Origin of the sequence: Aliidiomarina minuta, from assembly GCF_003987145.1 — a bacterium.
GTDB lineage: Bacteria > Pseudomonadota > Gammaproteobacteria > Enterobacterales > Alteromonadaceae > Aliidiomarina > Aliidiomarina minuta.
Genome location: NZ_PIPL01000001.1, coordinates 862,841 through 882,451, shown reverse-complemented (window position 1 = coordinate 882,451; position 19,611 = coordinate 862,841). Strand labels below are relative to the sequence as shown.

Genomic DNA, 19,611 nt, shown 5'->3' with positions numbered 1-19,611 from the left:
TACTGAATAGTGATTTGGCTGTTATCCTTGCACATCATGGCCTTGTCGATCTGGTCTGCTGGCGCGCTGTATGTACCTGCTGTGCTAGCTGGTGCGGGCAAAGAGGTCAACGAGTTTAGCCGCACGCCCATTGGGCAGGATTCTATTCCTCGTTTTGTGTATACCCATATTGCTACGCCGGCTGCGCTTATTGCCATCATAGCGGGCAGCCTGGTATTTCTGGTCAATAACAGTATCGAGTTCTGGCTGATTGCTAAACTCACACTGGTGGCTATGTTGGCTGCAGCCCATGCCTGCATGGGGCTTTTAATCATTCGCGTAGAGCGTCAGCAGTTTAAGTTTGTAAGCGCACTAAGCTGGATTTTTATTGTTTTCCTGTTGATTATACTGACTCTTATTATATGGCTGGTGCTGGCAAAACCCGGAGTACCGGAGGTGTTGCCATGGTCACTTTGAATTCAGGGTTTAACATCCCGGCTTGTGGCTTCCCTGATATCTACGCCAACACCATACTCGTAAACCAGCTGGCCACCGAGAAAACCAGTGATATTGACCAGGGCGAATGTGAGCAACGACATGTACAGACCCCAGGGCATTATGTACGCGCTCATGTCGTCCAGCCTGAGCATGAAATTAAAAGCTGCCAGCGACAACAACATGACCGCCAGAATACCGTGGGCCCAGGCTGTTACCAGGCGCCGTATGCGGGCCACAGTAAAAAGGTCAATAGCACCGGCGAGTCCGGAAACTGCCCCGCCTACCGTGCCTACGGCCGCCAGCCAGAAACCAGCCCGGGCCCAGAAGGTATCGTGGGTAAAAACAAAAGCGATATCGCTGGCCAGCAGCATCAGCAAGGCCGCGATGGGAAAGTGGATAAGCACTGGATGCAGTGGATGTCCGCGCAACGCGGCCCGACTTTCAATTTTGGCGGTAGGCATCTGTCAGGTGATCCTCATGCGTAGTTTGGCGAGATTTATGAGAAATAGAGTAGCAGAACTGATACTGGCTGCCACCCTGTTGTTCATGACAGGCTGCAGTGGCCCTTATTCAACCTTGGATCCGGCTGGACCGGCAGCATCTTCAGTCGCTGCACTTTGGTGGGGCATGTTTATTGTTGCCTCTCTGGTGCTTATAGTCGTCTGTGCTTTGTGGTGGTATGCCATGCGCAGAAAAGCGCTAAACATAAGTGACGAAGAAGCTCAAAAACTGCAGAACCAGTGGGTGATAGGAGGCGGTATAGCTTTGCCTACGGTAGCTATTACTGTGTTGCTGGCCTTTGGCATTCCAATAGGTCACAACATGCTGCCATTGCCACTTGAGGATGGCGAAGTGACGCGTATTGAAATAGAAGCGCATCAGTGGTTCTGGCGGGTGAGCTACCCGGAAGAGGGCTTTGAGCTCATTGATCAGATTTATATTCCGGTTGATACGCCAGTGGACTTTTATATCAGCAGTGAAGACGTAATTCATTCCTTTTGGGTACCCCGACTAGGCGGCAAAATAGATGCCATTCCCGGGCGCACCAATGTACTGCGTTTAAGTGCGGATGAAGCAGGCACCTATGGCGGGCAATGTGCAGAGTTTTGCGGTCGGGGCCATGCATTTATGCAGTTTGAAGTCACTGCATTAGCCGCTGAAGATTATGAGAACTGGCTGTTGCAGATGGAGGCTGAAAATAATGAATAATACGGAGACCTTGCATCAGCGCTTTGAAAAGGTCTGGGGTAATTTACCGGGGCTGGGCACCTTATCTGCGGTAAACCATACCTCCATAGGCCGCCGCTTTATGATGACAGGGGCGGTTTTTTTCCTGATTGGTGGCTTACTTGCCATGTTAGCGCGCACACAACTGGCGTTGCCTCAACAAAACATCCTCAGTGCGGATGTTTACAGTCAGGTCTTCACTATGCACGGCACTGTGATGATGTTCCTGTTTGCTATCCCCATCCTCGAAGGTACCGCCATTTATATGATACCCAAGCTGATAGGTGCGCGCGACTTAGTTTTCCCGCGCATTAGTTCGCTGGGTTATTACTGCTATCTGTTTGGCGGCATTATTATTATGTCGAGTCTGTTTCTGGGGGTTGCGCCTGATTCTGGCTGGTTTATGTATACCCCGCTTAGCAGCGCCGAGTTCTCCCCCGGTCCAGGTTCTGATTTCTGGTTACTGGGTATTACCTTTGTTGAGATTTCAGCTGTGGCAGCCGGGGTTGAGCTGACCGTTTCTATTCTGCGCTCCCGCGCGCCGGGCATGACGCTGAGCAAAATGCCTATTTTCTGCTGGTATATTCTGGCCATGGCATTGATGATTGTTTTTGGTTTCCCGCCGCTGATCCTGGCTAGTGTTCTGCTTGAACTGGAACGGGCTGCAGGCATGCCGTTTTTTGAAGTGGCCGCAGGTGGCGATCCTATTCTATGGCAGCATCTGTTCTGGCTGTTTGGTCACCCGGAAGTCTACATTATCTTTCTGCCAGCTGCGGGCATTATCTCAACCATTATTCCGGTGTTTTCAGGACGGCCTATTGTGGGTTACCGCTGGATAGTACTGTCTATTATTCTGACCGGTTTTATTAGCTTTGGCCTTTGGGTGCATCATATGTTTACCATCGGCATCCCGCAACTCGCACAAGCGTTTTTTGCTATTGCCAGCATGATGGTAGCGATTCCCACCGCCATACAGGTATTTGCCTGGCTGGCTACTTTGTGGACCGGAAAAGTGGTGTATAACCTGCCGATGCTGTGGGTCTTTGGTTTTCTGATCGTTTTTGTCTGCGGTGGCCTCACTGGGGTAATGCTGGCAATGGTGCCTTTTAACTGGCAGGTTCATGATACTCATTTTGTGGTGGCACATCTGCATTATGTGCTGGTTGGGGGCATGTTCTTTCCGTTAATTGCTGGCTTGTATTACTGGTTACCTCAGTTTTCCGGGCGCATGCCTTCTGAGCGCCTGGGGCGTTGGGGGTTCTGGTTGACGTTCATTGGTTTTAACGCAACTTTCTTAATGATGCATCTGACGGGTTTGCTGGGTATGCCACGGCGGGTATATACCTACGAAGGAGGTCTGGGCTGGGACTGGCTTAACCTGTTGTCTTCCGTGGGAGGCTTCGTGATGGCAGCCGGGGTGGCTATGATCATTCTGGATGTCGTGCTGCACTTTCATTTCGGGCGCAAAGCTAAGGTCAATCCCTGGAAAGCGGATACCCTGGAGTGGGCAACTGGCATGCCACCGACGCCTTATAACTTTGCCAGTATTCCGAATATCGAAACGCGGCATCCGTTATGGGAGCAACCGGAGCTGACCCGTAGTATTCCGCAGGGACAGCATGGCTTAACTGAGATAGAACATGGTCGTCGGGAGACCTATGGTAGCGATGCTATTAGCGGAAAATTAAAAGAAGTTATGCATTTACCGACTAATTCATGGTGGCCTCTGAGTGCAGCGTTCTGTCTGGCAATTGTCTGTGTCAGTTTACTGGTTCGGTTCTATCCGGTCGCTATAATAGGCACTATAGCAGCGGCTGCCTGTTTATTGCGCTGGAGCTGGGAAAATGGAGCGCATCCGGCGGCGGCACCTGTTACTGAAAATGAACCGCGAAATCCGCCTTTGCATTCGCGGACCTTTGATGGACCGGGTTTATGGGGCATGGTCATCACATTGCTGGCGGACGGTGCACTTTATCTGTCATTGTTATTTGGTTGGTTTTATTTGTGGACCGTATCACCGGAGTGGGCGGTACCCGAAGAGTCGGCAGTTTCGTTGCCCTGGTTAACGGCTAGCGGCATTTTTCTGACCATTGCTGTGGTGTTGTATAACCGCCTGGTTGCTCGTTTGCGCCGGGGGGATGATAGTGGCCTGGGTTCAGGTCTATGGCTGGTCAGTGCCGTTAGTGTGGCACATTTAGCTATATTGTTATGGGTGACTGTCAGCGCCCCACTGCAATTTACGGAACTGGCACATGATGCTGTATTGCTGGTCATGCTGATGTTCCTCATCTTTCACAGTGGCCTGAGTGTTATTGTCACCGCCTTGCAGGCATTGCGGGTTCGTTTTGGTTACGTCCATAAAGGACTGCCGTATGAGCCTATAGTCATTAAACCTTTATGGGTCTATAGCCTGGGTATCTTCTGGTGCAGTCTGGCTTCTTTTTTCTTGTTGCCAATGGCCTGGGGGATGTCATGAAGCAGATAACTGCGCATCCGCTGCATTTGGTGCTGGGACTGGTTGTCTGGAGTGTCTGGTTTGTGGCGCTCTACGGAGGCCTGTCGGTGGCTTGTGAAGTGGCGCCGCCAGCAGCAGAGGCGGGTGCTCTGACCTGGATAAATGCTTCTTTGCTAGTGCTGACCTTGGCTACTACCGGCGTGCTGCTGCTTCTGGCCTGGGCTAGTTTGCGGGCAGCCCCGGCATTGAAATCTAATCGCCGTTTTATACTGCGTATTGCGGCGGCTATTTACCTGCTGTCAGCCTTATCAGCATTATTTATTGGTCTACCTGTGGTGATATTGCCTCCATGCGTATAGTTTTATTTTTAAGTGTTATGTTATTTACCTTATGGGCGCCTCAGGCGCTGGCCCATAATCCGGTCACTAGTGACGGGCAGGAACGCATTGCCTCAGGGCTCACAGCGCTATTGGTACTCGTGTTCTGGCTACTTTATGTAGTGGGTACCCGGCGCAGTCCGACCCGTGTCTGGCGTCGCTGGCTGTTTCACAGTACGGCGGTGATAACCATCATCACCATTCTGGGACCGCTGGATGAATGGGCGGAAACCAGTGCAGCTGCTCATATGACCCAACATATGTTTATGATGGTGGTGATAGCACCTTTGTTTGCACTGACTAAACCTTTGCCGCAGCTTTACGTGGCGTCAGGACGTTATGGGCGAAAATTCTGGAACTTCGCTTTTAAAATCACTCGTTACCCCATGTTTTGTGCTTATCTGCACGGCTTTATGATTTGGTTCTGGCACATTCCGGTCTTTTATATGCTGGCGGTAGAAGACCCCTGGATACATGCCTTTGAGCATGCCTGCTTCTTGATAACGGCGGTCTGGTTCTGGTGGTCGGTATTATACGCCAACACGCGCAAAGCGCCTTTTGCATTATTGGCCTTATTGTTTACCTTGATGCATACCGGATTTCTGGGCGCCTTGCTGACTTTTGCCAGTGAACCCCTATATGGAGAAGCCCGCCACCTGCAGGATCAGCAGTTAGCTGGACTCATTATGTGGGTGCTGGGGGGCATACCCTATATCGCCGCTTCTATCTGGGCTGGCAACCGTTGGTATCGGCAGTTACGCCGGCGCATGTTGGAGAGCTAGGGGAGCAGGTCCAGGGTGACTTTCATCACACCCGCGCCCTGGTGAGAGCCACCCATGAGTCCGAGTAATAAAACTTTACGGCCATTTTCCCGTTCTGGAAGTAAGAGCATACTGCGCACACCATAAGGCTGGTCAGTGGCTGGGTGATTAACCTGAGTCCAGCTGTGGCCATTATCTTTTGTGTATTCAAGGGTTAGTTGTTGCGTGTCCTGGTTTTTACGCCAACTGGCGGTGAACCATTGATCTGGATTATCGGGGTTAATAATGAGATCCCAGTAAAAAGCATAATCCACATCACCAAAGGGCGTTTGCCAGTTGGTGCCATGATCACGGCTGATTCCTATACCGCCCTCGCCACTGATTATCACATGATCGGGTTCGTTCGGATGAAACTGAATAGACTTGATTACTGAGGGGTTGGGAAAAATATCATTCCAGCTATCCTGTCCGTCGCCAGTTAAACTAAAACGGCGTAAATAATGGTTCTCAATTGACCCCTGACCGCCATGCCAGAATTCCTGATAAACAGGGCTCAGTGCCATGGCTGAAGTCGTAGCGGCTAGACCTGTTTCTCCATTGATTAGTTCCCAGCTCACACCTTCATTATACGAGCGCGCTATGGCAGCCTGACCGCCACCATAGAGCACACCGTTGTCAGCATCGTAGAGGAGCATTTCCAGTTCCGCAAAATTATGCTCCAGCGTTTTCCAGTTGTTACCGCTATCGCGGCTTTCATAGAGGCGAATACCGTTATTATTGTTGGGGTAAGCAACGGTTGTTAACAGGTGGGAGTCAGAAAGCACAACTAAAGAAAGCAAAGTTCCCCCTTCGAGCCCCAGGTGCTGCCAACTGGCGCCCAGGTCAGAGCTAATGTACAGGCCGTTATCAGTGCCTGCGAGAATAGCAGAGCCCTGTCGTACAAGATGCAGCACCGCAATGCCATCTAACCCTTGCTGGGTGAAGCTGACAATGTCTGAGTCATTGGGAGGCTGACTACTGCCCTGAAGAGGCGTGCTGGAACCAAGACATCCGCTGAGACTGATTAGCATAAGAATGGATAGCAGGGGGCGTGTGTCAAACATAGCAGCTCTCTTTGTCAGGCAACGATTAAACGAACAGTTTAGGTTATAACTGCCTCTTTGTTGTATAGGATTAACTTCTCATTTACATACAAACCGGAGCGTACAGCTACCTATAACTTGATATACAACAATAGTTAGTCTTGAGTCGCATACTACCGCCGTTAGCCTTTGATCAGGCACAAGGTTTGCCAGGTAGGAAGGAGCACAATAGCCGCATATTCAATACGTGGAGAAGAGCATGAAAAAGCACGTTGTACTAACCGGTGTCTTACTGAGTTTGGCTACTGTACCAGCGATGGCAGAATGGGGAGTGAATGTAGGGCCTATATGGGTTGCTCCTGATAGCAGTAGTTCCAATCTGGATGTTATTGAACAGGTAGCGGGTTTGCCTGAAGGTTCTACAGAGGCTTCAGTAAATAATAATACTCAGCTGGGTTTGACTATTGATTACAGGTTCACACCTAACTGGGGCGTTCAGTTAATTGCGGCCACACCTTTTAGTCATGATATTAAAGTCAAAGGTTCGGCTATTGATGGACTTAATATTGGCGATACGAAGCACCTACCGCCGACTTTGCTGGCTCAGTATTATTTTGATACTGGCAGTGATCGGGTGCAACCTTTTGTCGGATTGGGCCTGAATTACACTACGTTCTTTAGTGAAAGTGTGCATAGCGACTTAACCGGTGCTTTGCAGGACTTGGGGGTTACTACGGACTCCGATACGGTAAGTTTATCGCTGAAGGATTCCTTTGGTTTTGCTTTACAGGTGGGCATTAATATTAAGTTTACTGATAACCTGGGCGCGCATTTAATGGTTAGCAAAATGGATATTGAGACCACAGGTCGAGTGCGGGTCAATGGTAATACGATACAAAGTGTAGATGTGCAGATAGACCCAGTCGTTGCTATGGCAGGCTTACGCTGGAATTTCTAACTTTTCGGTCAGTTTTTCAGCGCCCGTTATTGATGATAACGGGCGCTTTTTATTAGTGATATAGTACCAGCTCAAAGTTTAACTTATCAGCATAGTCAGGAGATAATGAACCCTTTGAGCATCGCATTTTTTGATTCAGGTATCGGCGGATTAACTGTACTGGGCAGTGCTGCCAGGCTTTGCCCACAACGCAACTATCTGTATTACGCGGATACCGACTTTGTTCCTTATGGTAGCAAACCCCGGCAGCTGGTTCGCCAGCGGGTGATTCAGGCCGCGGATTTTCTGGTGGAAAAGAATATTGAGGCCCTGGTCGTGGCCTGTAACACGGCAACGGCGGTGGCTATTGAGGACTTGCGACAACGTTATAGTTTTCCGGTGATCGGTATGGAGCCAGCGATTAAGCCTGCTATTGCTCGCAATAACGGTGGCAAAGTTCTGGTCATGGCGACTTCTTTGACATTGCAGGAAAGTAAATTAAGCGAATTACTGAGCAGTCTTGACAGCGAACAGCAGGTTGAGCGCTTAGCTATGGACGAACTGGTGTCTTTCGCTGAGTCTTTTGATTTTGATTCAGCGGCAGTTAAACATTATATTCAGGAGCGTTTAAGCGGTCTGCATCTGGCAGAGTATGAAAGTCTGGTGCTGGGGTGTACCCACTTTATCTATTTTAAAAGCTGCATCGCGAAGCTTTTTGCGCGGCCTGTTAATATTATTGATGGCAACGAAGGCACTGTGCGTCACCTGTTTAACTCGGTGCCGCCAGCAATATCGGGTCCAACTGGCCTTATCAGTTTCTACTCTTCTGGCAAAGAAGATGATGCAGAGCGGGTGGCTCAGCTCACTCCATTGCTCAGTTTTAGGTAAGACAGCTTTTTGTACGATAAAAGTCACCAACGACATCGGTGACCTTCTCAACTTGTTGTTCGGTCATGCCCGGAAACACAGGCAGTGACAAACAACGTGCTGCCGCTTGCTCACTGGTATTGAAAACGGCTCCGGCTGAGTCTGGCTTACAAACCGGCTGCTGATGTAAGGGGATGGGGTAATACACCGCAGAGCCTATGTCTTCGTGTTGTAGCGCTGATTTTAGCTGGTCTCTGTTGTCAGTTTGAATGGTATATTGTCCGTACACATGGTGACAATGCTCCGGGGCTTGAGGACGCTGGATGGGAAGGCTCTCAAAAGCCTTATTATAAGCATCAGCGATATCACGTCTGGACTGGTTAAAGGTATCTATATATTGAAGCTTAATGCGCAACGCGGCTGCCTGAATTTCATCGAGTCGGCTATTGAAGCCTAATTTGTCATGGTGGTAGCGGTGTTTACTTCCGTGATTACGTAAAGCCAGAACGTTTTCCGCGAGCTCTTTATCATTGGTGGTCAGCATACCGCCATCACCATAACCTGCTAAATTTTTGGTGGGAAAGAAGCTAAAGCAACCAGCGTCACCAAAACTGCCTGCCAGCTGGTTTCTATAACGCGCGCCGAATGCTTGAGCGCAGTCTTCAATCACCTTTAGCTGATGTGCTCTGGCCAGTTCAAGCAGTGGCTCCATGTCGGCAGCGAGACCAAATAAATGAACAGGTAAAATCGCTTTAGTACGCTTAGTGACGGCTTTTGCCACTCGCTCTGGATCAATGTTCAGGCTAACTGGATCAATATCTGCAAAGACCGGTTTGGCCCCACAATAATAAATGGCTTCTACGGTGGCTATAAAGGTAAAAGGCGAGGTGATGACTTCGTCTCCGGGACCTATACCAGCTCCAAGCAGGGCCAAATGCAGTGCGTCAGTTCCCGAAGCGAGACCAATGGCATGTTCGACTCCCAGGTAAGTAGCTACTTCTTGCTCGAAAGCAGTTACCTGAGAGCCTAATATAAATTGACCGCTAGTCAGCACCTGCTGGATGGCCAGGGTTACTTCTGGTTCTGCATGTTGGTGCTGAGGTGTAGGACTGAAAACAGGAATCATAGGTTAAAGACCCTTTACCAAAGATGGTCGTGAGAAAAATATTTCGCGCGTTTCCGGGTGTCGATCGTAAGCGATATGCCGTTTCTGATACTGTGTTTCTTCACGTAAAGGAAGTGGGTTGTCGGGATTACTCCGTTGCATGGCGAGGCATATTCTACGGGCTGTGCTGATTGCTTTAAGGCCATCGTCTCCGCTTACTAAGGGCGGTTTTTGATTTTGTACTGCTTCTGCGAAAGAGGCTATTTCTGCGCGCAGCGTGTCTTCATTTTGCAGTCTTATAGTGTCCACAACTGGTTGTGCTTTGCCCTTTTGTTGTTGCGTGGTAATGGTCTTATGCTGCATATCCAGGCAGGTATAGGCCTGTTCCTGAAACAAGTGGATAGCTCGCCTGGGTTCTATACTTGCACGGCTGGCGGTAAGATTGGCGACAGAGCCATTCGCAAAGTATAGGATAGCATTGACTAAATCTACCGTCTTTGAATATACGCAAACACCTTTTGCCTGCACTTGAATTACTTCAGATGGTATAAGCGCATGAACCAGATCGATATCGTGGATCATGAGATCCAGCACCACGTTGACATCCTGTCCGCGGCTTTGAAACTGGGTGAGACGATGGCTTTCTATATACTCAGGTTTTTGCAAGGATTGAGGCAGGGCAATAAACACAGGATTAAAACGTTCTAAATGACCAATTTGCAAGATACAGTGATGCTGATTGGCAAGCTGAATCAGTTCTCGTGCTTGTTTGGCGTTACTGGCAATAGGTTTTTCCAGCAGCACATGAACCCCCTCCTGCAGAAAATCGCGGGCTACCTGATAATGTGATTCCGCGGGCGTTGCTATGCTCACGGCGTCTACCTGCCCAATTAAATCGTGATGGCTGTTAAACCCCTGAACATCATGCTCCATACTGACTTTATGCACTTTTTTGAGGTCGGTATCGGCGACAGCTACTAATTCACAAGAAGGTAAGGTGGCATGTTTTTCGGCGTGGAAAGCACCGAAATAGCCAAGCCCGACAACACCGGTGCGTAATTTTGCGTTCCGCTGCATTTTCGCCTCTTTTAGACTTTAATTTAATCATAAGCTTTAAGGAGAACCTTAGCTCAATATTTATAGACTGGCTATAATCAAGGTGAAGACTAAATAAATGAGGAGGCCGTATGCCAGACGTGTGGAGTGATAAAGACGAGCGACAGTATCAACATATCAAGGAAGATCAGCTAGCGAATGGTAAAAGCGAGAAGGAAGCAAAAGAGATAGCGTCACGTACTGTGAACAAGCAGCGGCGGGAAGAAGGGCGTACTCCTAATGAAAGCACTCAGGGCAGTGGTAACCCGAATACATCGCTGCAGGAACGAAGTTACGATGAACTTTACAATCGCGCGCAACAACTTGATATTAAAGGGCGTAGTGATATGAATAAAGATCAGTTGATTAAGGCTATCCGCGACAGGCAATAAGCTCCGATGGGCAAGGCTGAAAGCTTTGTGCTATTAGTTAGTGATTACTAGGTATAGTTTTAAAGGAGATATAACAATGAGACGGATGTATTGGTCAGGTTTGCTTATGAGTTCATTGTTAAGTGCCGTGTTATTCAGCGGAGTAGCCCAGGCATTTTCCGGGAACTGGACTTTTTCCGGGCACTGGGGACACGGTGATCTGGATTACACGACCGACTCGGGAGAATTCTTATATTCGGATATTAACGATTCATCTTCAATGTTTGGTGTCAGTGCTCATTATCGGCTGATGAATAATCTGGGTGTCCGGGCTATGTATGAGCGCGGAGACTATCACAGTCGCACTTATTGTTCCCCGGGTGATGATGTGATCTGTACTCCAATTAATCGGGAAGATAATACCCGTTTCGAGTCCTGGTCGCTTGCTTTGGTACCACGCTTGCGGGTAGCGCCTATGTGGTCTGTCTACGGGACTCTGGGTATTGCTGATATGCGGCATGCATCAGGCGAGTTTTTTACCGGGCAAAGTGAAACAGCAGTGATATATGGCGGTGGATTGCGCGCTAATTTTCTGCCCCGGACTCACGTCAGTCTGGAATACGAGATGTCAGATTTTGATTATTCAGTAGCACGTTTATCGTTAGGGGTTCGCTTTTAGAGAATAGGCGACTGCGCTCCTCATTATACTGAAGAGCGCAATTTTCGGTATGCAGAATTAACCCTGGCGACGTCTGCCAGAACTGTGATTTCTGGCTCGTTCACCCTGTGTGCTTTGGTGACCACCGGGGGAGCCGCGGCGAGGCTGGCTGCGCGCTGGCTTGGGAATGCTCTTGCCCGGTCCGGCAAGGGATACAGTATCAAACTGACTTTTGTACTCCTGCATGTCATTCTGGATGACTTTTTGACCGGTAAAGCGTTCAATGGCACGCAGTTGTTTGATTTCTTCATCGCACACCAGTGATAGTGCGGTTCCACTGGAGCCGGCACGGCCTGTACGACCAATCCGATGAACGTAATCTTCGGCAACCTGCGGCAGGTCGTAGTTGACCACATACGGCAATAAATCAATATCCAGTCCGCGGGCTGCAATATCGGTTGCGACCAATACCTGCATTTCGCCGGATTTAAAAGCGCTAAGAGCCTTGGTACGGGCTCCCTGACTTTTATTGCCGTGAATGGCCGCGGCCTGGAAACCGGCACTGCAAAGTTGCTTGGTCAGCTTATTAGCACCGTGTTTGGTGCGCGTGAATACCAGTATTTGCGGTTGGTTTAGTTCTTTTATCAAGGTCACCAGTAAAGCCGCTTTCTGCGCTTTGGTCACCGGATACACCATTTGCTCGACACGTTCAGCGGTGGTGTTTTCAGGACTTACTGAAATCTCGATCGGGTCATTGACCATACCTTTAGCCAGCGCACGGATTTCGGTGGAAAAAGTGGCTGAGAACAGTAAGTTCTGACGCTTAGCAGGCAAGACTTTAAGTATGCGTTTAATGTCGTGAATAAAGCCCATATCCAGCATGCGGTCGGCTTCATCCAGTACCAGCATTTCCAGCTTTGGAAACTTCACCGCATTTTGCTGATACAGATCCAGCAAGCGGCCTGGGGTGGCTACCAGAATATCGACGCCTTTACGCAACTGCATCATTTGTGGGTTTATTTTAACGCCACCAAATACTACGGCGGATCTCAGGTTCAGCCCGCGACTATAAGTGGCTACGCTTTCGGCAACCTGAGCGGCCAGTTCACGGGTTGGGGTAAGTATTAATACCCGCGCTTCGTTGGGTTTTGCCCGTTCACCGTCTTTTAACAGTTCGAGTATAGGGAGCGTGAATCCAGCAGTCTTGCCGGTTCCCGTCTGTGCAGCGGCCATGACATCGCGTCCATCAAGCACTGCAGGAATTGCTTTCGCCTGGATAGGCGTGGGTTCGGTATAGCCTTGCTCTTCAAGCACAGCCAGAACAGGGGCACACAGGCCCAGTGACTTAAAACTCATGTATTATATGTAATCTCGGTAATTAGAAACGCGGGGGTTGTCTCTGTGAATTGCGGGCGTCAGCATAGCGTACTTCGCCGCTTTAATCTACATTGCTGGCATCAGGGCAACGCGTGCCAGCAATGCAGGGGCAGGGGTTATTCGTCAAGAATCATTGCAAAACCGCCATAGATCAGGCGTTTCCCATCGAAGGGCATGGGGTTTACATCTGGATGCAGTCGCTGGTCGTTCATGACTTTAGCCATAGCTTCATCGCGAACTTCACGGGAAGGCCAGACTATCCAGGAAAAGACTACCGTTTCATCTTCCTTGCATTGCACAGCCTGAGGCATCGAGGTGACTTTTCCCTGAGGGACATCGTCACCCCAGCAGTCCACCATTTTTAGTGCGCCATGATCTTTAAAAACAACAGCAGCCTCTTTGGCATGCTGTATGTATTTTGTTTTGTTGGCAGTAGGTACGGCAGTTAAAAAACCATCTACGTAATTCATAGTATTCTCCTGTTAAAGCGGGTCTTTAGGCGGTAGCTCGCGCACCGGGCGAACTTCAATGCTGCCCAGACGGGCTGGTGGGATGCCGCTGGCCAGTTGCAGCGCTTCGTTTAAATCACGGGCCTCAAGCAGGTAAAACCCCGCCAGTTGTTCTTTAGTTTCAGCGAAAGGGCCGTCTGAAATCAGCGTTTCCGAATTGCGCACTCTTACTGTAGTGGCATTTTCTACAGAGGCTAAGGGTTGCCCCGTGACAAAATGTCCGGACTCCGTCAACTTCTCAACAGAGGCGACGCACTCCTGATTCAAATCATGCCATTCACGTTCTGACATACGGTCAATTTCGCTTTCCTGATAATAAACCAGAGCAACATATTTCATTTTTACCTCGCTTCCAGGTGAATAGTGGGTACCTGATAGTCGAAAGCCGAAGCAGAAAATCGACAAAAAATAAAAAAATTATTGCAAAGCGTCCAGGCGGCGTTGCAGAAAGCGTTTTTCAGCTTCTTGCTGGGTAAGGTCAAGAGCCCGTTGATAGGCTTCAATAGCTTTGTCAGTTTGCTGTTTGCGGCGATAAAGATCTGCTTTGGCAGCGTGGTACAGGTGGTAATTCTGGATGGCCTTATGGTTACCCAGCTCATCGAGTAGTTGCAATCCAGCTTCAGGACCGTCGCGCATAGCTATAGCTACCGCCCGGTTAAGTGCTACCACGGGCGTCGGCACCTGTTGATACAAGGCGTCGTACAGACTAGTTATTTGTGCCCAGTCTGTATTTGGGTAACTAAGCGCCTGAGCATGCATAGCCGCTATGGCGGCTTGCAGGCAATAAGGGCCGACAGGCCGCTGTTGCAATCCCTGAGTTAAATAATAAAGGCCCTGATGAATTTGTTGTCGATCCCACAGGTTACGGTCCTGCTCATCCAGAGTAATAATATCGCCGTTAGCATCCTGTCGCGCGTTGCGCCGCGAATCATGCAGTAACATTAGCGCAAGTAGCCCCTGAACATCTGCTTTGGGGAGTAACTCATTGAGTAGTTTGCACAGGCGTATCGCTTCTGCAGAAAGACTGTTATTGAGTAGTTGATCCCCGTGGCTTTGCAGGTACCCTTCATTAAACATCAGGTAAATCACCTGCAAAACACTTTGTAGTCGGGTAGGAAGTTCTTTTTCCTCAGGCACCTCATAAGGAATTTCAGCTTCTTTTATTTTACGTTTCGCTCTTACGATACGCTGAGCGACGGTAGTGGTTTTCTGCAGTAGCGCGCTGGCGACCTGTTCGGTAGTAAAACCACACATTTCACGCAGGGTAAGAGCCAGTTGGGCTTCACTATTCAGGCTTGGGTGACAACAAGTAAAGATAAGCCTTAGCTGATCGTCCTGAATGCTATGTTCATTTAGTGTGGTTGTCTGCATGTCAGCGTCCTGATAACGCTGTAAATAGCTGTTGGCATGCTGTCGTTTGCGTATTTGATCAATGGCTTTAAAACGACCTGTGCTGATTAACCAGGCGGTTGGGTTTTCCGGGATTCCCTGCTGAGGCCACTGCTTAATAGCCGCAGCAAATGCCTCATGCATGGCTTCTTCAGCCAGGTCAAAATCGCCCAGCAAGCGGATAAGAGTGGCTAGCACAGCACTTGACTGGTGCTGGTAAAGCTTGCTGAGATCAGTACTGGAGTCTTTCATAGGCTGCTACCTTAATTCTTAAACACTGCTAACTTTGTATCTTCTTATTAACAGAGTCAATTGGAGGCACCTCGATGGGTCTGGATTTACTTTTAACACAGGTGCGCAGTTGTAGTCTGTGCCAGCAGCATCTGCCGCTGGGGCCGAGGCCAGTAGTGCAGGCGTCGGCACAAGCGTCCGTTTTGATTGCGGGGCAAGCGCCGGGCCGCAAAGTGCATGCATCCGGCAAACCTTTTGACGATGCCAGTGGTGAGCGCCTTCGGACTTGGTTGGGTGTGAAGCCTGAGACATTTTATGATGCCACTAAATTTGCCATTTTACCGATGGGATTTTGCTACCCGGGTTCTGGTAAAGGAGGCGATTTACCGCCACGACCTGAATGTGCTCCCCGTTGGCGGGAACCATTACTGGCTCAGTTACCTAATATTAAGCTAACGCTGGCCATTGGCCGCTACGCCATTGACTGGCATTTGCCTGAGCATCATGCGCGGGTAACCGACGCGGTGCAGAGCTGGCAGACCCACTGGCCTAATCTGATAGCGTTGCCACACCCTAGCCCTCGTAATAACCGATGGCTGGCAAAAAATGACTGGTTTGAGCGTCAGTTGGTGCCAAAAATACAGGCTAGAGTGGCGAGCTTATTGAACGAGAACAACGAACTCTCACTCTTTTCTTTGGATTAGTTCAATAGCATAACCATCCGGGTCTCGTACAAAAGCAATTTTAGTAGTACCACCTTTTACCGGACCGGGCTCTCGGCTGATGGTCCCCTGCATTTTGCGAATATCATCACAGGCGCTATATACATCGTCGACTTCCAGCGCAATATGGCCGAATGCGTTACCTATGTCATAACTTTCAACGTCCCAGTTGTAAGTTAATTCAAGTACGGCATTATCTTTTTCGTCGCCGTAACCGACAAAGGCGAGGGTATACTTATATTCTTCGTTATCTGAGCGGCGCAGCAGGCGCATACCCAGCACCTGAGTATAGAAATCAATAGAGCGCTGTAAGTCACCTACCCGCAACATGGTGTGCAAAATTCTCATTTATTCCCCTTATTTGGGTAAGTTTAATGAAATCAGTATTGTGCATATATAGTCTGCTTGGTAATTTTAAACCAGCAGCCAACGACGTGTTTTAACTAAGTTTTACAAATAAAAAAGAGGGAGCAAATGAAATTAAAATCGATACTACTAAGTACGTTATTTATTCTTAGCCAGCCATTACTGGCGGCGGATTATAACTTCGAACCACCTGAGTTTCCAGAACAGACTGGAGGACAGATTTTTCAATACTATCTGCCAGCTGATAATGGTTTCGCTGCTAATGTGAATCTCCAGATTCAGCCGTTTGATGGGAGTCTGGAAGAATATGAAGAAATTTCTGTCAGTCAGTTTGAACAGATGGACATTGAAGTTTTACAGCTTGAGCGAACAGGAAATGAACTGTTAATTGAATACCGCGGCGCTATGCAGGAGACGGATCTGCATTGGTATGCCCGGGTCGTTAAGCAGGATAATCTTTATTATGTACTCACAGCAACCGCATTAGCTGAACGTTGGAACGAAGAACAGGACGCGCTGGTAAATTCAGTGCATTCTTTTCAGTTAACTGATTAGCCGGATTTATTCAGGAGAAACCCCGCCCAGCATTGCTGCACGGGGTTTTAGTTATTCAACCAGGGTGAGTGTCACTTTGATATTACCGCGTGTGGCGCGTGAATAAGGGCAAACCTGATGCGCTTTTTCTATCAGTTCTTTGCCTTCATCAGCATCCAGACCAGGCAATGAAATATGTAATTCTACTTCAATGTCCAGGTTCTTTTCTGTTTCGCCAATGCTTACCGCAGCTTTGATAGAAGCATCTTTTGGCAGCTTCATTTCCTCTTTACCGGCTACGGCGCCTAAGGCACCTAAAAAACAAGCGGAATAACCCGCAGCAAACAGCTGTTCCGGGTTAGTTCCTTCACCACCCTGGCCACCCATTTCTTTGGGAACGCTCAGACTTACATCAAGAGCCCCGTCATTGGATACGGCACGGCCATCCCGGCCACCTGTAGCTTCGGTGTAAGCTGTGTATAAAACTTTATCAAATGCCATGGTGCTTCTCCTGTTTAAAGTATGCTTAACTAAGTACTAACTTAAAGCTAGCACAGATACCAAATAAGCCAATGATGGGGGCGGCATGGCCGAGTTACTGAAACATCAGTTGAATTTGCAAAGTGCGGAGGAACTGGCGCAGCAGATACAAAAAGAATGGACAGACTTTAATTCAGAAGCTTTTTTAGCTTTAGTAGCTGAGAACTTTGAGAACCTGGAACTTATGCAGCGGGGCGCTCAGATTGCGAGAGTTCTGCGTCAGTATTTACCTGATAATACGGAACAGGCGCTCAGTATATTACGGACCTCCATGGGCGTCACTCTGGGGCAAAATCATGGTTATGGAAAGGCGCCTTTTTTCTACCTGCCGCATAGTTTTTTTATCAGTGAATATGGGCTTCCTTACTTCGATGCAGCCATGCAGACGCAATATGAATTAACTCAGCGGTTTACGGCGGAGTTTTGTATTCGTCCTTTTTTGCGGCATTATCCTGAGCAAACAATGAGTAAGTTAGACGAGTGGGTAAAAGATAAAAATGAACATGTACGTCGCTTAGTGTCCGAGGGCACTCGTCCCCGATTACCCTGGGCGTCGCGTTTACCAGCATTTCAAAAAGACCCTCAGCCCGTTATTCAGTTGCTCGACATATTGAAAGACGACCCTGTGCTTTATGTGCGGCGCTCAGTCGCCAACAACCTTAATGACATCAGCAAAGACCATCCGCAATTGGTGGTGGATCTAATGGAAAACTGGCAAAAGGACGCCTCTGTGCAGCGACAGTGGCTTATTCGGCATGCTTTACGAAGTCTTATAAAACAGGGGCATCAGGGTGCTTTGGCGGTGCTTGGATATGTTCAGGATATACAGATAGCCATTGAAAACCCTCAGATTACTCCGCGACAGGCAAACTTAGGCGAAGAGGTGAAGGTTAGTTTTGACCTGGTGTCTAGAAGTTCTCAGACACAGCCGTTAATGATTGATTTTTGTGTTTATTTTATGAAGTCGAATGGTACACAAAATGGTGAAGTATTTAAGCTGAAAAGCCTGCAACTAGGGCCCGGTGAAAAAATTCATCTGGCTAAAAAAGTATCTCTGAAAGCGATGACTACGCGAACTTTGTATGCAGGGTGCCATCGGGTGGAAGCGTTGATTAACGGAACGGCTCATAAGCTGGGGTATTTTGATTTGCAGCTGAACCAGAAACAGGTATAAAAAAACCGCCTGGCGGCGGTTTTTTCTAAAGCATTCAATCTTATCGTTTGATTGGCTTGAACTTGCGTTGCGTTTCACCGGTATAAAGCTGACGAGGACGACCAATTTTCTGGCCTTTTTCGCCCAGCATTTCGTCCCAGTGAGAAATCCAGCCTACTGTGCGCGACAGCGCAAAGATAACGGTGAACATACTGGTTGGAATGCCAATGGCTTTCAGAATAATGCCTGAGTAGAAATCTACGTTCGGGTAGAGTTTTTTCTCAACAAAATATTCGTCTTCCAAAGCAATGCGTTCCAGTTCCATAGCTACGTCAAGCAGGGGATCCTGAACCTTTAACTCTTTCAGTACTTCATGACAGCTATCACGCATGACAGTCGCACGTGGATCAAAGTTTTTATAAACGCGGTGACCAAAGCCCATCAGACGGAAAGGGTCTTCTTTATCTTTAGCGCGCTTAATGAACTCAGGAATGCGATCAACCGAACCAATTTCTGCCAGCATGTTCAGGCAGGCTTCGTTAGCTCCACCGTGTGCAGGCCCCCACAATGAGGCTACACCAGCGGCGATACAGGCATACGGATTAGCACCTGAAGAACCGGCCAGACGCACGGTTGAAGTTGATGCGTTCTGTTCATGGTCAGCGTGTAAAGTGAAAATCCGGTCCATTGCTTTAGCAATGACAGGGTTTACTTTGTAATCTTCAGCGGGGACCGAGAACATCATGTTCAGGAAATTCTCTGAATAGCTCAGGTCATTCTTCGGATACACAAAAGGCTGGCCAATGCTGTGCTTGTAACACATAGCAGCGATGGTGGGCATTTTTGCAATCAGGCGGTGCGCGCTGCGCATACGCTGTTTCGGATCCGCGATATCCAGGTCATCATGGTAGAACGAAGACAAGGCGGCTACGGTAGCGCATAGCATTGCCATAGGATGCGAGTCACGACGGAAACCGTTAAAGAAGTTATGAATACCCTGATGCACCATAGTGTGATGGGTAATAGTTTCTTCAAACTCTTTAAACTGCTCAGCGGTTGGCGCTTCACCATTTAATAGCATGTAGCAGACTTCAAGGTAGTCAGCCTGGGTAGCAAGTTCATCTATTGGATAGCCGCGGTGTAACAGAACACCCTTGTCACCATCAATGTAGGTGATTTTAGATTCACATGACCCAGTGGCCAGGAAGCCCGGGTCGAACGTGAAATAGCCGTGCTTGCCAAGTGTACGTACGTCAACAACATCGTAACCTGCAGCTGGTGACAGCACTGGAAGCTCAATGCTCTTACCATCGATTTGCAGGGTGGCTTTACGGTCAGCCATAAGGAAATCTCCTCGCTTTCGTTAAAGTTCGAATCG

The 19,611-nt window shown here is 48.7% G+C and carries 23 protein-coding genes; 12 read left to right on the top strand and 11 right to left on the bottom strand.

What is annotated here, in order from left to right:
- Positions 1-9: 9 nt before the first annotated feature.
- Positions 10-456 carry a CopD family protein gene (locus CWE09_RS04250; protein ID WP_126802763.1) on the top strand — a complete coding sequence of 149 codons (447 nt, stop codon included), beginning with the start codon at positions 10-12 and terminating at the stop codon, positions 454-456.
- A gap of 2 nt (positions 457-458) precedes the next feature.
- Here the strand turns inward: CWE09_RS04250 and CWE09_RS04245 are convergent, their stop codons facing one another.
- Positions 459-938: a DUF2231 domain-containing protein gene (locus tag CWE09_RS04245; protein ID WP_126802762.1), complete on the bottom strand. Its 480-nt coding sequence runs from the start codon at positions 936-938 to the stop codon at positions 459-461.
- 37 nt (positions 939-975) lie between these two features.
- Between CWE09_RS04245 and coxB the strand changes: the two genes are divergently transcribed.
- The 4 genes from coxB to CWE09_RS04225 are packed head-to-tail and all read left to right on the top strand — an operon-like array spanning position 976 to position 5,318.
- Positions 976-1,686: a cytochrome c oxidase subunit II gene (coxB, locus tag CWE09_RS04240; RefSeq protein WP_198679602.1), complete on the top strand. Its 711-nt coding sequence runs from the start codon at positions 976-978 to the stop codon at positions 1,684-1,686.
- Complete coding sequence (gene ctaD / locus CWE09_RS04235) at positions 1,679-4,180, top strand: cytochrome c oxidase subunit I (protein WP_126802761.1); 2,502 nt, start codon at positions 1,679-1,681, stop codon at positions 4,178-4,180. Before coxB ends, ctaD begins: the two co-directional genes overlap by 8 nt.
- Complete coding sequence (locus tag CWE09_RS04230; RefSeq protein WP_126802760.1) at positions 4,177-4,518, top strand: hypothetical protein; 342 nt, start codon at positions 4,177-4,179, stop codon at positions 4,516-4,518. Before ctaD ends, CWE09_RS04230 begins: the two co-directional genes overlap by 4 nt.
- The gene (locus CWE09_RS04225) at positions 4,509-5,318 is read left to right on the top strand and encodes a cytochrome c oxidase assembly protein (RefSeq protein ID WP_126802759.1); all 810 of its coding nucleotides are present in this window, start codon (positions 4,509-4,511) and stop codon (positions 5,316-5,318) included. The genes CWE09_RS04230 and CWE09_RS04225 overlap by 10 nt, the downstream gene beginning before the upstream one ends.
- Here the strand turns inward: CWE09_RS04225 and CWE09_RS04220 are convergent.
- Positions 5,315-6,400: a WD40/YVTN/BNR-like repeat-containing protein gene (locus tag CWE09_RS04220; RefSeq protein WP_126802758.1), complete on the bottom strand. Its 1,086-nt coding sequence runs from the start codon at positions 6,398-6,400 to the stop codon at positions 5,315-5,317. The two genes, CWE09_RS04225 and CWE09_RS04220, sit on opposite strands and share 4 nt — an antisense overlap.
- A 238-nt stretch (positions 6,401-6,638) precedes the next feature.
- On the opposite strand from CWE09_RS04220, the gene CWE09_RS04215 reads away from it, so the two are divergent.
- A complete protein-coding gene (locus CWE09_RS04215; RefSeq protein WP_126802757.1) occupies positions 6,639-7,337 on the top strand; it encodes an OmpW/AlkL family protein in 699 nt (232 codons plus the stop codon).
- A 105-nt stretch (positions 7,338-7,442) separates the two neighbouring features.
- Positions 7,443-8,204, top strand: a complete 762-nt coding sequence (murI, locus tag CWE09_RS04210) for a glutamate racemase (RefSeq protein ID WP_198679594.1) — start codon at positions 7,443-7,445, stop codon at positions 8,202-8,204.
- Here murI and CWE09_RS04205 read toward each other — a convergent pair.
- Both CWE09_RS04205 and CWE09_RS04200 read right to left on the bottom strand, forming a co-directional pair.
- Positions 8,197-9,309, bottom strand: coding sequence for a DegT/DnrJ/EryC1/StrS family aminotransferase (locus CWE09_RS04205; RefSeq protein ID WP_126802756.1), 1,113 nt, complete (start codon positions 9,307-9,309; stop codon positions 8,197-8,199). The two genes, murI and CWE09_RS04205, sit on opposite strands and share 8 nt — an antisense overlap.
- Before the next feature lie 3 nt (positions 9,310-9,312).
- On the bottom strand, positions 9,313-10,365 hold the full coding sequence (locus CWE09_RS04200) for a Gfo/Idh/MocA family protein (protein WP_126802755.1): 1,053 nt from the start codon (positions 10,363-10,365) through the stop codon (positions 9,313-9,315).
- A 110-nt stretch (positions 10,366-10,475) separates the two neighbouring features.
- On the opposite strand from CWE09_RS04200, the gene CWE09_RS04195 reads away from it, so the two are divergent.
- Entirely contained in the window at positions 10,476-10,775 is a 300-nt protein-coding gene (locus CWE09_RS04195) for a Rho termination factor N-terminal domain-containing protein (RefSeq protein ID WP_126802754.1), read from the top strand.
- Positions 10,776-10,881: 106 nt separating this feature from the next.
- The gene (locus CWE09_RS04190) at positions 10,882-11,433 is read left to right on the top strand and encodes an outer membrane beta-barrel protein (RefSeq protein ID WP_157982808.1); all 552 of its coding nucleotides are present in this window, start codon (positions 10,882-10,884) and stop codon (positions 11,431-11,433) included.
- 57 nt (positions 11,434-11,490) lie between these two features.
- Here CWE09_RS04190 and CWE09_RS04185 read toward each other — a convergent pair whose 3' ends face one another.
- From CWE09_RS04185 to CWE09_RS04170, 4 genes are all read right to left on the bottom strand, one after another.
- Positions 11,491-12,768 carry a DEAD/DEAH box helicase gene (locus CWE09_RS04185; RefSeq protein ID WP_126802752.1) on the bottom strand — a complete coding sequence of 426 codons (1,278 nt, stop codon included), beginning with the start codon at positions 12,766-12,768 and terminating at the stop codon, positions 11,491-11,493.
- 137 nt (positions 12,769-12,905) lie between these two features.
- On the bottom strand, positions 12,906-13,259 hold the full coding sequence (locus tag CWE09_RS04180) for a DUF1428 domain-containing protein (RefSeq protein ID WP_126802751.1): 354 nt from the start codon (positions 13,257-13,259) through the stop codon (positions 12,906-12,908).
- A gap of 12 nt (positions 13,260-13,271) precedes the next feature.
- Entirely contained in the window at positions 13,272-13,637 is a 366-nt protein-coding gene (locus CWE09_RS04175; protein WP_126802750.1) for a YciI family protein, read from the bottom strand.
- Between the two features lie 78 nt (positions 13,638-13,715).
- Positions 13,716-14,939: an RNA polymerase sigma factor gene (locus CWE09_RS04170; RefSeq protein ID WP_126802749.1), complete on the bottom strand. Its 1,224-nt coding sequence runs from the start codon at positions 14,937-14,939 to the stop codon at positions 13,716-13,718.
- 74 nt (positions 14,940-15,013) lie between these two features.
- On the opposite strand from CWE09_RS04170, the gene CWE09_RS04165 reads away from it, so the two are divergent.
- Positions 15,014-15,622: a uracil-DNA glycosylase family protein gene (locus CWE09_RS04165; protein ID WP_126802748.1), complete on the top strand. Its 609-nt coding sequence runs from the start codon at positions 15,014-15,016 to the stop codon at positions 15,620-15,622.
- Here CWE09_RS04165 and gloA read toward each other — a convergent pair.
- Complete coding sequence (gene gloA / locus CWE09_RS04160) at positions 15,602-15,988, bottom strand: lactoylglutathione lyase (protein WP_126802747.1); 387 nt, start codon at positions 15,986-15,988, stop codon at positions 15,602-15,604. The genes CWE09_RS04165 and gloA overlap by 21 nt on opposite strands.
- Before the next feature lie 126 nt (positions 15,989-16,114).
- Here gloA and CWE09_RS04155 point away from each other — a divergent pair, with 126 nt between their 5' ends.
- Entirely contained in the window at positions 16,115-16,561 is a 447-nt protein-coding gene (locus CWE09_RS04155; RefSeq protein ID WP_126802746.1) for a hypothetical protein, read from the top strand.
- 51 nt (positions 16,562-16,612) lie between these two features.
- Here the strand turns inward: CWE09_RS04155 and CWE09_RS04150 are convergent, their stop codons facing one another.
- Positions 16,613-17,041 (bottom strand): organic hydroperoxide resistance protein, encoded by a 429-nt coding sequence (locus tag CWE09_RS04150; RefSeq protein ID WP_126802745.1) that lies wholly within the window; start codon positions 17,039-17,041, stop codon positions 16,613-16,615.
- Between the two features lie 85 nt (positions 17,042-17,126).
- Between CWE09_RS04150 and CWE09_RS04145 the strand changes: the two genes are divergently transcribed.
- Positions 17,127-18,254: a DNA alkylation repair protein gene (locus tag CWE09_RS04145; RefSeq protein ID WP_126802744.1), complete on the top strand. Its 1,128-nt coding sequence runs from the start codon at positions 17,127-17,129 to the stop codon at positions 18,252-18,254.
- A 40-nt stretch (positions 18,255-18,294) separates the two neighbouring features.
- On the opposite strand, the gene CWE09_RS04140 is transcribed toward CWE09_RS04145, so the two are convergent.
- Positions 18,295-19,575 (bottom strand): citrate synthase, encoded by a 1,281-nt coding sequence (locus CWE09_RS04140; RefSeq protein ID WP_126802743.1) that lies wholly within the window; start codon positions 19,573-19,575, stop codon positions 18,295-18,297.
- Between the last annotated feature and the right edge of the window lie 36 nt (positions 19,576-19,611).

Excerpts from the sequence above, each read along its gene's own strand:
- CWE09_RS04245 (WP_126802762.1), bottom strand. The coding sequence starts at position 938 with ATGCCTACCGCCAAAATTGAAAGTCGGGCCGCGTTGCGCGGACATCCA.
- coxB (WP_198679602.1), top strand. The coding sequence starts at position 976 with ATGAGAAATAGAGTAGCAGAACTGATACTGGCTGCCACCCTGTTGTTC.
- ctaD (WP_126802761.1), top strand. The coding sequence starts at position 1,679 with ATGAATAATACGGAGACCTTGCATCAGCGCTTTGAAAAGGTCTGGGGT.
- CWE09_RS04230 (WP_126802760.1), top strand. The coding sequence starts at position 4,177 with ATGAAGCAGATAACTGCGCATCCGCTGCATTTGGTGCTGGGACTGGTT.
- CWE09_RS04225 (WP_126802759.1), top strand. The coding sequence starts at position 4,509 with ATGCGTATAGTTTTATTTTTAAGTGTTATGTTATTTACCTTATGGGCG.
- CWE09_RS04220 (WP_126802758.1), bottom strand. The coding sequence starts at position 6,400 with ATGTTTGACACACGCCCCCTGCTATCCATTCTTATGCTAATCAGTCTC.
- CWE09_RS04215 (WP_126802757.1), top strand. The coding sequence starts at position 6,639 with ATGAAAAAGCACGTTGTACTAACCGGTGTCTTACTGAGTTTGGCTACT.
- murI (WP_198679594.1), top strand. The coding sequence starts at position 7,443 with ATGAACCCTTTGAGCATCGCATTTTTTGATTCAGGTATCGGCGGATTA.
- CWE09_RS04205 (WP_126802756.1), bottom strand. The coding sequence starts at position 9,309 with ATGATTCCTGTTTTCAGTCCTACACCTCAGCACCAACATGCAGAACCA.
- CWE09_RS04200 (WP_126802755.1), bottom strand. The coding sequence starts at position 10,365 with ATGCAGCGGAACGCAAAATTACGCACCGGTGTTGTCGGGCTTGGCTAT.
- CWE09_RS04195 (WP_126802754.1), top strand. The coding sequence starts at position 10,476 with ATGCCAGACGTGTGGAGTGATAAAGACGAGCGACAGTATCAACATATC.
- CWE09_RS04190 (WP_157982808.1), top strand. The coding sequence starts at position 10,882 with ATGAGTTCATTGTTAAGTGCCGTGTTATTCAGCGGAGTAGCCCAGGCA.
- CWE09_RS04185 (WP_126802752.1), bottom strand. The coding sequence starts at position 12,768 with ATGAGTTTTAAGTCACTGGGCCTGTGTGCCCCTGTTCTGGCTGTGCTT.
- CWE09_RS04180 (WP_126802751.1), bottom strand. The coding sequence starts at position 13,259 with ATGAATTACGTAGATGGTTTTTTAACTGCCGTACCTACTGCCAACAAA.
- CWE09_RS04175 (WP_126802750.1), bottom strand. The coding sequence starts at position 13,637 with ATGAAATATGTTGCTCTGGTTTATTATCAGGAAAGCGAAATTGACCGT.
- CWE09_RS04170 (WP_126802749.1), bottom strand. The coding sequence starts at position 14,939 with ATGAAAGACTCCAGTACTGATCTCAGCAAGCTTTACCAGCACCAGTCA.
- CWE09_RS04165 (WP_126802748.1), top strand. The coding sequence starts at position 15,014 with ATGGGTCTGGATTTACTTTTAACACAGGTGCGCAGTTGTAGTCTGTGC.
- gloA (WP_126802747.1), bottom strand. The coding sequence starts at position 15,988 with ATGAGAATTTTGCACACCATGTTGCGGGTAGGTGACTTACAGCGCTCT.
- CWE09_RS04155 (WP_126802746.1), top strand. The coding sequence starts at position 16,115 with ATGAAATTAAAATCGATACTACTAAGTACGTTATTTATTCTTAGCCAG.
- CWE09_RS04150 (WP_126802745.1), bottom strand. The coding sequence starts at position 17,041 with ATGGCATTTGATAAAGTTTTATACACAGCTTACACCGAAGCTACAGGT.
- CWE09_RS04145 (WP_126802744.1), top strand. The coding sequence starts at position 17,127 with ATGGCCGAGTTACTGAAACATCAGTTGAATTTGCAAAGTGCGGAGGAA.
- CWE09_RS04140 (WP_126802743.1), bottom strand. The coding sequence starts at position 19,575 with ATGGCTGACCGTAAAGCCACCCTGCAAATCGATGGTAAGAGCATTGAG.